At 54.1% G+C, this 13,025-nt stretch carries 7 protein-coding genes, 1 tRNA gene and 2 rRNA genes; 2 read left to right on the forward strand and 8 right to left on the reverse strand.

Translation table 11 applies throughout. The features are described 5' to 3' along the window. Positions 1-91 precede the first annotated feature (91 nt). The 3 genes from QMG90_RS21855 to QMG90_RS21865 form a co-directional block, all read right to left on the reverse strand. Positions 92-3,004, reverse strand: a 23S ribosomal RNA gene (locus tag QMG90_RS21855). 321 nt (positions 3,005-3,325) lie between these two features. After that, positions 3,326-3,401 (reverse strand) — tRNA-Glu (locus QMG90_RS21860). Positions 3,402-3,485: 84 nt separating this feature from the next. Continuing rightward, positions 3,486-5,027, reverse strand: a 16S ribosomal RNA gene (locus QMG90_RS21865). Together the 16S and 23S rRNA genes with 1 tRNA gene alongside form the textbook arrangement of a ribosomal RNA operon. Before the next feature lie 459 nt (positions 5,028-5,486). On the opposite strand from QMG90_RS21865, the gene QMG90_RS21870 reads away from it, so the two are divergent. Further along, on the forward strand, positions 5,487-6,191 hold the full coding sequence (locus QMG90_RS21870) for a FadR/GntR family transcriptional regulator (protein WP_283281936.1): 705 nt from the start codon (positions 5,487-5,489) through the stop codon (positions 6,189-6,191). Between the two features lie 10 nt (positions 6,192-6,201). Next, complete coding sequence (mdtD, locus tag QMG90_RS21875) at positions 6,202-7,599, forward strand: multidrug transporter subunit MdtD (RefSeq protein ID WP_283281937.1); 1,398 nt, start codon at positions 6,202-6,204, stop codon at positions 7,597-7,599. Here mdtD and rbsR read toward each other — a convergent pair. From rbsR to rbsA, 5 genes are all read right to left on the reverse strand, one after another. Continuing rightward, entirely contained in the window at positions 7,596-8,588 is a 993-nt protein-coding gene (gene rbsR / locus QMG90_RS21880; RefSeq protein ID WP_283281939.1) for a ribose operon transcriptional repressor RbsR, read from the reverse strand. The two genes, mdtD and rbsR, sit on opposite strands and share 4 nt — an antisense overlap. 3 nt (positions 8,589-8,591) lie before the next feature. After that, positions 8,592-9,521, reverse strand: coding sequence for a ribokinase (gene rbsK, locus QMG90_RS21885; protein WP_283281940.1), 930 nt, complete (start codon positions 9,519-9,521; stop codon positions 8,592-8,594). 106 nt (positions 9,522-9,627) lie between these two features. Beyond that, the gene (gene rbsB, locus QMG90_RS21890) at positions 9,628-10,518 is read right to left on the reverse strand and encodes a ribose ABC transporter substrate-binding protein RbsB (protein ID WP_283281941.1); all 891 of its coding nucleotides are present in this window, start codon (positions 10,516-10,518) and stop codon (positions 9,628-9,630) included. A gap of 25 nt (positions 10,519-10,543) precedes the next feature. Further along, positions 10,544-11,509 (reverse strand): ribose ABC transporter permease, encoded by a 966-nt coding sequence (gene rbsC, locus QMG90_RS21895; protein WP_283281942.1) that lies wholly within the window; start codon positions 11,507-11,509, stop codon positions 10,544-10,546. Positions 11,510-11,514: 5 nt separating this feature from the next. Then, a complete protein-coding gene (gene rbsA, locus QMG90_RS21900) occupies positions 11,515-13,020 on the reverse strand; it encodes a ribose ABC transporter ATP-binding protein RbsA (RefSeq protein WP_283284024.1) in 1,506 nt (501 codons plus the stop codon). Positions 13,021-13,025: the final 5 nt, after the last annotated feature.

Here is a 13,025-nt window from a genome sequence, read left to right on the forward strand (position 1 = left end):
TCGCTTGCCGCCTTGCCGCTGCGCAAACTATTGCCTACTCTGAATCAATGCTGAAAATCTGTCTCTCACGCCAAAACATCTTCGGCGTTGTAAGGTTAAGCCTCACGGTTCATTAGTACCGGTTAGCTCAACGCATCGCTGCGCTTACACACCCGGCCTATCAACGTCGTCGTCTTCAACGTTCCTTCAGGAGACTTAATGTCTCAGGGAGAACTCATCTCGGGGCAAGTTTCGTGCTTAGATGCTTTCAGCACTTATCTCTTCCGCATTTAGCTACCGGGCAGTGCCATTGGCATGACAACCCGAACACCAGTGATGCGTCCACTCCGGTCCTCTCGTACTAGGAGCAGCCCCCCTCAATTCTCCAGCGCCCACGGCAGATAGGGACCGAACTGTCTCACGACGTTCTAAACCCAGCTCGCGTACCACTTTAAATGGCGAACAGCCATACCCTTGGGACCTACTTCAGCCCCAGGATGTGATGAGCCGACATCGAGGTGCCAAACACCGCCGTCGATATGAACTCTTGGGCGGTATCAGCCTGTTATCCCCGGAGTACCTTTTATCCGTTGAGCGATGGCCCTTCCATTCAGAACCACCGGATCACTATGACCTGCTTTCGCACCTGCTCGCGCCGTCACGCTCGCAGTCAAGCTGGCTTATGCCATTGCACTAACCTCCTGATGTCCGACCAGGATTAGCCAACCTTCGTGCTCCTCCGTTACTCTCTTAGGAGGAGACCGCCCCAGTCAAACTACCCACCAGACACTGTCCGCAACCCGGTTTACGGGCCCACGTTAGAACACCAGCCATTAAAGGGTGGTATTTCAAGGGCGGCTCCATGCAGACTGGCGTCCACACTTCAAAGCCTCCCACCTATCCTACACATCAAGGACCAGTGTTCAGTGTCAAGCTATAGTAAAGGTTCACGGGGTCTTTCCGTCTTGCCGCGGGTACACTGCATCTTCACAGCGAGTTCAATTTCACTGAGTCTCGGGTGGAGACAGCCTGGCCATCATTACGCCATTCGTGCAGGTCGGAACTTACCCGACAAGGAATTTCGCTACCTTAGGACCGTTATAGTTACGGCCGCCGTTTACCGGGGCTTCGATCAGGAGCTTCGCCTTACGGCTGACCCCATCAATTAACCTTCCGGCACCGGGCAGGCGTCACACCGTATACGTCCACTTTCGTGTTTGCACAGTGCTGTGTTTTTAATAAACAGTTGCAGCCAGCTGGTATCTTCGACTGGTCTCAGCTCCATCCGCAAGGGACTTCACCTACGCACCAGCGTGCCTTCTCCCGAAGTTACGGCACCATTTTGCCTAGTTCCTTCACCCGAGTTCTCTCAAGCGCCTTGGTATTCTCTACCTGACCACCTGTGTCGGTTTGGGGTACGATTTCGTGTTACCTGGAGCTTAGAGGCTTTTCCTGGAAGCAGGGCATCTGTCACTTCAGCACCGTAGTGCCTCGTCATCACGCCTCAGTGTTAAAGCACTCCGGATTTGCCTGGAGCACACACCTGCACGCTTAAACCGGGACAACCGTCGCCCGGATGACACAGCCTTCTCCGTCCCCCCTTCGCAGTAACACCAAGTACAGGAATATTAACCTGTTTCCCATCGACTACGCCTTTCGGCCTCGCCTTAGGGGTCGACTCACCCTGCCCCGATTAACGTTGGACAGGAACCCTTGGTCTTCCGGCGAGCGGGCTTTTCACCCGCTTTATCGTTACTTATGTCAGCATTCGCACTTCTGATACCTCCAGCAGCCCTCACAGACCACCTTCAACGGCTTACAGAACGCTCCCCTACCCAACAACACTTAGTGTCGCTGCCGCAGCTTCGGTGCATGGTTTAGCCCCGTTACATCTTCCGCGCAGGCCGACTCGACCAGTGAGCTATTACGCTTTCTTTAAATGATGGCTGCTTCTAAGCCAACATCCTGGCTGTCTGGGCCTTCCCACATCGTTTCCCACTTAACCATGACTTTGGGACCTTAGCTGGCGGTCTGGGTTGTTTCCCTCTTCACGACGGACGTTAGCACCCGCCGTGTGTCTCCCGTGATAACATTCTCCGGTATTCGCAGTTTGCATCGGGTTGGTAAGTCGGGATGACCCCCTGGCCGAAACAGTGCTCTACCCCCGGAGATGAATTCACGAGGCGCTACCTAAATAGCTTTCGGGGAGAACCAGCTATCTCCCGGTTTGATTGGCCTTTCACCCCCAGCCACAGGTCAGGTCATCCGCTAATTTTTCAACATTAGTCGGTTCGGTCCTCCAGTTAGTGTTACCCAACCTTCAACCTGCCCATGGCTAGATCACCGGGTTTCGGGTCTATACCCTGCAACTTAACGCCCAATTAAGACTCGGTTTCCCTTCGGCTCCCCTATTCGGTTAACCTTGCTACAGAATATAAGTCGCTGACCCATTATACAAAAGGTACGCAGTCACACCCCAAAGGGTGCTCCCACTGCTTGTACGTACACGGTTTCAGGTTCTGTTTCACTCCCCTCGCCGGGGTTCTTTTCGCCTTTCCCTCACGGTACTGGTTCACTATCGGTCAGTCAGGAGTATTTAGCCTTGGAGGATGGTCCCCCCATATTCAGACAGGATACCACGTGTCCCGCCCTACTCATCGAGTTCACAGCCTGTGTGTTTTTGTGTACGGGGCTTTCACCCTGTATCGCGCGACTTTCCAGACGCTTCCACTGACACACATGCTGATTCAGACTCTGGGCTCCTCCCCGTTCGCTCGCCGCTACTGGGGGAATCTCGGTTGATTTCTTTTCCTCGGGGTACTTAGATGTTTCAGTTCCCCCGGTTCGCCTCGCAACACTATGTATTCATGTTACGATGATGCACCGAAGTGCACCGGGTTTCCCCATTCGGACATCGCCGGTTATAACGGTTCATATCACCTTACCGGCGCTTTTCGCAGATTAGCACGTCCTTCATCGCCTCTGACTGCCAGGGCATCCACCGTGTACGCTTAGTCGCTTAACCTCACAACCCGAAGATGTCTTGTTCTGTCCGGCTTGTTGCGCGTCGTGAATACTGTGTTGTTCCGTACTCGCGATGCTCATGGACATTAAGTCCACTGCGCTCGCTACGTGCGGTACGCCTTGTCTTCACTTCGCTCACATCACCTCTGACAGTGTTGTCTTCTGATTGCGAAAATTTGAGAGACTCGAACACACATAAACTGTGTGTCGTTTCAATTTTCAGCTTGATCCAGATTTTTAAAGAGCAAATATCTCAAACGTGACTCACTGAGTCAGTTTTGAGATATCAGTGGGCAACGCCTTTCACACATTACCGCGCAAGTGGCGTCCCCTAGGGGATTCGAACCCCTGTTACCGCCGTGAAAGGGCGGTGTCCTGGGCCTCTAGACGAAGGGGACACAAAGTCTGCTTCGCAAGACGCCTTGCTATTCACTTTTCATCAGACAATCTGTGTGAGCACTTCGAAGGCAGGTTCTTTCAGGTAAGGAGGTGATCCAACCGCAGGTTCCCCTACGGTTACCTTGTTACGACTTCACCCCAGTCATGAATCACAAAGTGGTAAGCGCCCTCCCGAAGGTTAAGCTACCTACTTCTTTTGCAACCCACTCCCATGGTGTGACGGGCGGTGTGTACAAGGCCCGGGAACGTATTCACCGTGGCATTCTGATCCACGATTACTAGCGATTCCGACTTCGTGGAGTCGAGTTGCAGACTCCAGTCCGGACTACGACATACTTTATGAGGTCCGCTTGCTCTCGCGAGGTCGCTTCTCTTTGTATATGCCATTGTAGCACGTGTGTAGCCCTGGTCGTAAGGGCCATGATGACTTGACGTCATCCCCACCTTCCTCCAGTTTATCACTGGCAGTCTCCTTTGAGTTCCCGACCTAATCGCTGGCAACAAAGGATAAGGGTTGCGCTCGTTGCGGGACTTAACCCAACATTTCACAACACGAGCTGACGACAGCCATGCAGCACCTGTCTCACGGTTCCCGAAGGCACATTCTCATCTCTGAAAACTTCCGTGGATGTCAAGACCAGGTAAGGTTCTTCGCGTTGCATCGAATTAAACCACATGCTCCACCGCTTGTGCGGGCCCCCGTCAATTCATTTGAGTTTTAACCTTGCGGCCGTACTCCCCAGGCGGTCGACTTAACGCGTTAGCTCCGGAAGCCACGCCTCAAGGGCACAACCTCCAAGTCGACATCGTTTACGGCGTGGACTACCAGGGTATCTAATCCTGTTTGCTCCCCACGCTTTCGCACCTGAGCGTCAGTCTTTGTCCAGGGGGCCGCCTTCGCCACCGGTATTCCTCCAGATCTCTACGCATTTCACCGCTACACCTGGAATTCTACCCCCCTCTACAAGACTCAAGCCTGCCAGTTTCGGATGCAGTTCCCAGGTTGAGCCCGGGGATTTCACATCCGACTTGACAGACCGCCTGCGTGCGCTTTACGCCCAGTAATTCCGATTAACGCTTGCACCCTCCGTATTACCGCGGCTGCTGGCACGGAGTTAGCCGGTGCTTCTTCTGCGGGTAACGTCAATTGCTGCGGTTATTAACCACAGCACCTTCCTCCCCGCTGAAAGTACTTTACAACCCGAAGGCCTTCTTCATACACGCGGCATGGCTGCATCAGGCTTGCGCCCATTGTGCAATATTCCCCACTGCTGCCTCCCGTAGGAGTCTGGACCGTGTCTCAGTTCCAGTGTGGCTGGTCATCCTCTCAGACCAGCTAGGGATCGTTGCCTTGGTGAGCCGTTACCCCACCAACAAGCTAATCCCATCTGGGCACATCTGATGGCATGAGGCCCGAAGGTCCCCCACTTTGGTCCGAAGACGTTATGCGGTATTAGCTACCGTTTCCAGTAGTTATCCCCCTCCATCAGGCAGTTTCCCAGACATTACTCACCCGTCCGCCGCTCGTCAGCAAAGAAGCAAGCTTCTTCCTGTTACCGCTCGACTTGCATGTGTTAGGCCTGCCGCCAGCGTTCAATCTGAGCCATGATCAAACTCTTCAATTTAAGTTTGATGCTCTAAGAATTAAACTTCGTAATGAATTACGTGTTCACTCTTTGAGACTTGGTATTCATTTTTCGTCCGAGGACGTCAAGAATCCATGTCACTCCGAGTGCCCACACAGATTGTCTGATAAATTGTTAAAGAGCAGTTGCCGCTTCGCTTTTTGTCAGCGGCGCGGGGTGTGCATAATACGCTTTCCCGCTATGAAGTCAACATGTTATTTCGGTTAACTTCACCTGACAGGCCGGTGTGTTTGCCGTTGTGCCGTGTCAGTGGAGGCGCATTATAGGGAGTAATTCTGAGGTGACAAGAGGAAATTTAAAAAAAATTACTGTTCGCGCTTTTTTTCACCAACACCCGGCGTGAATTGCCATAAAATGCACTATCTGCTGTTTTAACAGCCGGATTTTCTCATCGAATGGCATACTAAACAGTGAAAAAACAAAAAAGGAACGGCATGTATGTCTTTAAGTGCTCAGCAGTTGGCAGCCCAAAAGAATATCTCCTGGGTATTAGCAGAAAAACTGGCGCAGAAAATTTTAACCGGTGAGTATGCCCCGGGCAGCATTCTCCCTGGCGAAATGGAGCTGGGGGAACGCTTCGGCGTCAGCCGGACCGCCGTTCGTGAAGCCGTTAAAACGTTGACCGCGAAAGGCATGGTTCTCCCCCGCCCACGTATTGGCACGCGCGTAATGCCGCAAAGCCACTGGAACTTTCTTGATAAAGAGCTGCTTGCCTGGTGGCTGACCGAAGACAATTTTGAAGCCGTGGTGACGCATTTCCTGGTGATGCGCAGCAGTCTGGAGCCGCAGGCTTGCTTCCTGGCCGCGACGCAGGGTACTGCGGAACAGAAAGCGGAACTCAACACATTGATGGACGAAATGGTTCAACTGAAGAAACAGTTCAACCGCGATCGCTGGATCGACGTCGACATGGCCTGGCACGAACATATCTATAAAATGAGTGCGAATCCTTTTCTTACCTCATTCGCCTCGCTGTTCCATTCGGTCTATCACACCTATTTTACGTCGATTACGCAAAACGAAGTGGTGAAGCTCGATCTCCACCAGGCTATCGTTGACGCCATTCAGGACGGTGACGGTCAGCGCGCGTTGCTGGCGTGTCAGACGCTATTGAATACCCCACATACCGGAACCGCACAGTGAAGGAAACCGCATGACCAGGAAGAAAGCGCACAGCATGGCCGGCCTGCCGTGGATTGCGGCAATGGCGTTTTTTATGCAGGCACTGGACGCGACTATTCTTAACACTGCACTCCCCGCTATCGCGCAAAGCCTGCATCGTTCCCCGCTGGCGATGCAGTCCGCCATCATCAGCTACACCCTCACGGTGGCGATGCTGATCCCGGTGAGCGGCTGGCTGGCTGATCGCTTCGGTACCCGCCGCATTTTTATGCTCGCCGTCAGTCTGTTTACGCTGGGTTCGCTGGCTTGTGCGCTCTCCAGTTCGCTGCTGGAACTGGTTATCTTTCGCGTCATTCAGGGCATTGGCGGCGCGATGATGATGCCGGTCGCCCGCCTCGCATTACTGCGTGCCTATCCGCGTAGCGAGTTGTTGCCGGTGCTGAACTTTGTGACGATGCCGGGTCTGGTAGGCCCCATTCTCGGGCCAGTGCTCGGCGGCGTTCTGGTGACCTGGGCGACATGGCACTGGATTTTCCTGATTAATATCCCGATTGGCATCGCCGGGCTGATATATGCCCGCAAATACATGCCTAACTTCACCACGCCACGTCGTGGCTTTGATATGTCGGGCTTCCTGCTGTTTGGCCTGAGCCTGGTGCTGTTTTCCAGCGGTATGGAGTTGTTGGGCGAGAAGATCGTCACAACATGGATAGCATTAGCCATTGTGCTTACCAGCGTGCTGTTACTGCTGGTTTATATCCGCCACGCACGCCATCACCCGACGCCACTCATCGCGCTGCCGATTTTTAAAACGCGGACGTTTTCCGTTGGTATCGCGGGCAACCTCGCCACCCGTCTCGGCACCGGGTGCATCCCCTTTCTGATGCCGCTGATGCTGCAGGTCGGGTTTGGTTATCCGGCATTGATTGCAGGCTGTATGATGGCGCCGACCGCTGTTGGTTCGATCATTGCCAAATCGACCGTTACGCGGGTACTGCGCACGCTGGGGTATCGTAGAACACTGATAGGGATTACGGTGTTTATCGGCCTGATGATTGCCCAGTTCTCGCTGCAATCTCCGGCAATGCCCATCTGGATGCTGCTCCTGCCGCTGTTTGTTTTAGGGATGGCGATGTCGACGCAGTTCACGTCAATGAACACCATCACCCTCGCTGATCTGACGGATGAAAACGCCAGCAGCGGCAACAGCCTGTTAGCCGTCACACAGCAGTTATCGATTAGTCTGGGGGTGGCAATCAGCGCTGCGGTGCTGCGCTTCTATGAAGGGTTTGATAACGCCAACACCGTTGAGCAGTTCCACTACACCTTTATAACGATGGGGGCGATTACGGTGGTGTCAGCGCTGACGTTTATGCTGTTAAAAGCGAAAGATGGCCGCAATCTGATTAAAGAACGGCACAAACATTAAACCGAGCCACGCACCACCAGTTCAGGGGTGAGTTGCACGCGCTGCTGCTTTTGACCAGGCTGCGCCATACGATGGATCAGCACGTCGATAGCCAGCTCGCCCAGCTCATCTTTCGGTTGATGAACCGTCGTCAGCGGCGGCGTCATGTAACGCGCCAGTTCGATATCATCGTAACCAATTACCGCCATATCCTGCGGAATGCGCAAACCAGCCTGATACAGCGCCTGATAAGCACCAACCGCCATCGCATCGTTACCGGCAAACACGGCGTCCGGTGGAACAGGCAGCGCCAGCAGCGCATTCATCGCCTCAAAGCCGCCACCAAATTCAAAGTCGCTGGTGATTTCATACCCTTCGGTGATATCAAACCCTGCGCGATGCATCGCCGTCCGGTAGCCTTCCAGGCGCAGGCGGGCAGGGGTTTTGTCCAGCGGGCCTGAAATACAGGCGATGCGGGTGTGGCCGGTGTCGATCAGATACTGCGTCGCCATATCGCCGCCAAACAGGGAGTTGTCCTGAATCAGATCACAATCCCCATCGAATGGCGCCCAGTCCATCATTACCATCGGCACTGACGGGTAGCGATGCATGATCTCTTGCGAAGGTTGATGTGTTTCGGTGCATAGCAACAGCAGCCCATCGACACGCTTTTGCATCAGCGTCTCAAGGTTGCGGTTCATACGCTGTTCGTCGCCTTCGGTATTGCACAGCACCAGGCTATAGCCGCGTTCGAAGCAGCTACGTTCAACGCCGCGAACCAGCTCGGAATAGAACGGGTTGGTACTGGCGGTAATGAGCATACCAATGGTGCGGGTCTGGTTGAGCTTAAGGCTACGCGCCAGCGCAGAGGGCGCGTAGTTGAGGTTTTTGATGGCGGCTTCCACTTTCGCGGTGATGGCTTCACTCACGAAACGATCTTTATTGATAACGTGTGAAACCGTCGAGGTGGAAACGCCCGCCACGCGGGCAACATCCTTCATGGTAGCCACACGTTACCCCTGTTGACGTAAGAAGTCGTCGATCTCTTTGCGCCAGGGAACCGAAGGTTGCGCACCTTTGCGCGTGACGGCAATCGCCGCCGCGGCATGGGCAAAGCGAATCGCCTCGTCCAGCGGATTCTCTTCCAGCAGCGCAGTCACCAGCGCACCGTTGAAGGTGTCTCCCGCAGCGATAGTATCAATGGCTTTCACTTTAAACCCCGGAACGCGCTGACCTTTCCCTTCTACGCTTGCCCAGACGCCACGACTACCGAGAGTGATAATGACCGTTTTAATGCCTTTGTCATGCAGTGCCCGAGCGGCTTTCGCGGCATCGTCGTCATTTTCCACGCGAATACCGGTCAGTTTTTCCGCTTCAGTTTCGTTCGGAGTAATGATATCCACCAGCGACAGCAGCTCGTCAGATAACTCACGGGCCGGCGCCGGGTTAAGTACGACTGAAGTCTGGTGCTGATGCGCAATATTCGCCGCCGCCAGAACGCTCTCCAGTGGAGATTCCAGTTGCATCAGCAACGCATCCGCCTCAGCGATACGCGTTTTTTCTGCCTCTACCAGCGCGGTAGAGAGCGCAGCGTTAGCACCTGCATGAATACCGATAACATTCTCACCTTCCGCATTGACAAAAATCAGCGCGACGCCGGTTGATTCACCGCGAATCGCGCTGACGGGCGTGACGTCAATATTGTCGCTTTCCAGTTGCTTGCGTACGCGAACACCGGTGTCATCATCGCCGGTACAGGCGATGAAGGCGATCTTCGCGCCGCTACGCCCGGCAGCCACCGCCTGGTTTGCGCCTTTACCGCCGAACGCCACCTGATAGTGGTTGCCGGTAACGGTTTCGCCAGGTGTCGGGAACGTTTCAAGGTTAAGAATGTGATCGGCATTAATACTGCCAAGGACGACGAGGTTGCCTGCGGTTTTCATTTTGAGTGTGTCCGGTAAAGTGCGCCACCGTTGAGAATACCGGTGGCGCATGCCCTGCTTTTCTTTATACGTTGTCCCTCAGGCTGCGAACAACCTGAATCGCTTATTACTGCTTGATGACCAGTTTCAGGTCAACCGGATATTTGGCCTGAACCTTCTCGCCTTTCAGTACCTTATCCGCAGTGTCAACGCCTTTAGCGCCGATCTGCTCAGGAAGCTGAGCGATAGTCGCAGCCAGTTTGCCATCATTTACTGCTTTTTCGCCATCAGGAGTACCGTCAAATCCAACCACCATCACATCGGATTTACCTGCGGTCTGTAATGCACGCAGAGCACCCAGCGCCATTTCGTCATTCTGAGCAAACACAGCCTGTACGTCCGGGTGTGCGGTCAGCAGGTTCTGCATTACGTTCAGACCTTTAGTACGGTCAAAGTCAGCCGGCTGGCTGGCCAGTACGTTAAATTTGTGTGCCGCAACAGCCTGCTGGAAGCCTTCACCACGTTCACGCGCTGCGGATGTCCCGGCAATCCCCTGCAGTTCGATCACTTTCGCGCCTTCACCGGCTTTTTTGGCGATGTAGTCACCGGCAATTTTGCCGCCTAACACGTTGTCAGAGGCGATATGGCTCACGACGTCGCCTTTTGACGCCACACGGTCAAGGGTAATCACCGGGATTTTCGCCTGGTTTGCCATTTTTACGGCGTTACCAACAGCGTCAGAATCGGTCGGGTTGATCAGCAGCAGTTTGGTGCCGCGAACGGTCAGGTCCTGCACGTTAGCCAGCTCTTTCGCCGGGTTGTTCTGGGAATCCAGAACCACCAGCTCATAGCCCAGTTTGTCAGCTTCTTTCTGCGCCCCGTCTTTCAGCGATACGAAGAACGGGTTATTCAGCGTGGAGATCACCAGTGCGATGGTATCTTTTGCCATTACGTTGGCGCTTACGGTGGCGCTCAGTGCCACAGCTGAAACCAGAGTAGCCAGTTTTTTCATGTTCATATCTGAGATGTCCTGTAGTCGATTATTACTGCTTTTTGTTGTCTACCAGCACCGCCAGCAAAATCACCACCGCTTTGACGATCATCTGGTAATAGGAGGAAACACCTAACAAATTCAAACCATTGTTCAGGAAACCGAGGATTAACGCACCAATCAGGGTCCCGACAATACGACCTTTACCGCCAGCCAGACTGGTACCGCCGAGCACAACGGCCGCGATGGCGTCCAGTTCATAGCCTGTCCCTGCAGTCGGTTGCGCGGAAGAGAGACGCGCCACTTCGATAATGCCTGCCAGTGAAGCCAACAAACCACACAAAGAATAGACGATAATCTTGATTTTATTGACGTTAATCCCCGACAGACGCGTTGCTGCTTCGTTACCGCCGAGCGCATAGATGTAACGCCCCAGACGTGTGTGATGCAGCATGTACCAGGCGGCGATAAAGACAATCGCCATGATCCAGACCGGTGCCGGGACGCCCAGCAGGCGACCGATACCGAACCAGCCAAACAGATCAGCGTTATCGGTAAACCCGGTATTGATCGGACTACCGTTGGTATAAACCAGCGTCACGCCGCGCAGCAGCAACATCATGACCAGCGTGGCGATAAACGCCTGCACGCGACCTTTGGCGACAATCACCCCGGTTACGGCGCCAATCGCCGCACCCAGCGCCAGCGCTGTCGCGACCGCCACCAGCGCGTTAACTTCGATACCGACAATCGATGCCGCCACGGCGCCGGTCAGCGCCAGCAACGAACCGACGGATAAATCGATCCCAGAGGTGAGGATCACCAGCGTCATGCCAACCGCCATAATGGCGTTAACAGAAGTTTGCTGCAGAATGTTGAACAGGTTGTTGATGGTAAAAAAGTTGGGGCTCATGGCCGACACAATCGCGATCAGCACCAGCAGGGCGATCAGCGATTTTTGCTCCATCAGCCACGCCTTAGTGAAATAACGGCGCCCAGAAACAGCCGAGGTAGTCATCTTTTTTACTCCTGATTCACACGGTTAAGCTTGCCCACAGCGGCAGCCATCAACACTTCCTGAGTGGCCTGCTCGCGTGTGAATTCACCGCCGAGATGCCCTTCATGCATCACCATGATGCGATCGCTCATGCCTAACACTTCCGGCATCTCGGAGGAGACCAGAATGATGCTCAGGCCATCGGCTTTGAACTGGTTTATTAACTGGTAGATCTCTTTCTTGGCCCCCACGTCAACGCCGCGGGTCGGCTCATCGAGGATCAGTACTTTCGGGCGGGTCATCAACCCGCGGGCAATCGCCACTTTTTGCTGGTTACCGCCGGACAGCAGGCCGATAGCCTGTTCCATCGACGGGGTTTTGACGTTAAACAGGCGAATAAAATCGCTCACCGCCTGCTGCTCATCTTTATGTTTGATGCTACCGCCGTTACGACTGAAATAGCGCAGCGCCGTCAGCGACATGTTTTCTTTCACCGACATACCCAGCACGAGGCCATCGCGCTTACGGTCTTCCGAGATATACACGATACCGTTGGCGAGGCCATCCTGCGGTGAACGGGTCACCACTTCGTGTCCGTCGAGCGTGACATAACCACTGGTTCGCGGCAGCGCGCCGTACAGCACTTTCATCAGTTCGGTACGCCCGGCGCCCATCAGCCCGGCGACGCCAAGAATTTCGCCTTTGCGCAGAGTAAATGACACATCATTCACGCCTGGCCCGCAGAGGTTATCGACCTTCATACGGATTTCACCCGGCGCTTTCGCAAGATGAGGATACTGTTCTTCCAGCTTACGACCCACCATCATCTCGATCAGTTGATCTTCAGTGAGCGAGGCAACTTCGCGTTCGGCGATAAACTGCCCGTCGCGAAAGACGGTGACATCATCGCAAATCTCGAAGATTTCTTTCAGACGATGGGAAATGTAGACAATTCCGCGCCCCTGCGATTTCAACTCGCGGATGACGCGGAACAGGGATTCGGTTTCGGTATCGGTCAGCGCATCGGTCGGTTCATCCATAATGATGACTTTCGATTCGAAGCTCAGCACCTTGGCGATTTCCACCATTTGCTGATCGCCAATCGATAAATCGCCCACCATAAGGTCACTCTTAAAGCGTAAATTCAGCTTCGCCAGCAGTTTGTCTGCTTCGGCGAACATCATTTTCCAGTCGATTTTACCGAAGCGGTTTACAAACTCGCGGCCGAGGAAAATGTTTTCTGCAATGGTGAGCTGCGGGATCAGGTTCAGTTCCTGATGGATAATGCCAATCCCCGCTTCCTGAGAAGATTTTGGCCCGGTAAAGGTGGTTTCTTTACCGAGCCATAACAACGAACCGGCATCGCGGGTGTAGATCCCCGTCAGCACTTTCATCATCGTGGATTTGCCCGCGCCGTTTTCACCCACCAGCGCCATCACGCGACCGGGGTAGACGTTCAGTGACGCGCCGGACAGGGCTTTAACCCCCGGGAATGCTTTGTCGATGCCTTTGAGTTGCAGTAATGCGTCCATGGTGG

The organism is Trabulsiella odontotermitis (assembly GCF_030053895.1).
Lineage (GTDB): Bacteria > Pseudomonadota > Gammaproteobacteria > Enterobacterales > Enterobacteriaceae > Trabulsiella > Trabulsiella odontotermitis_C.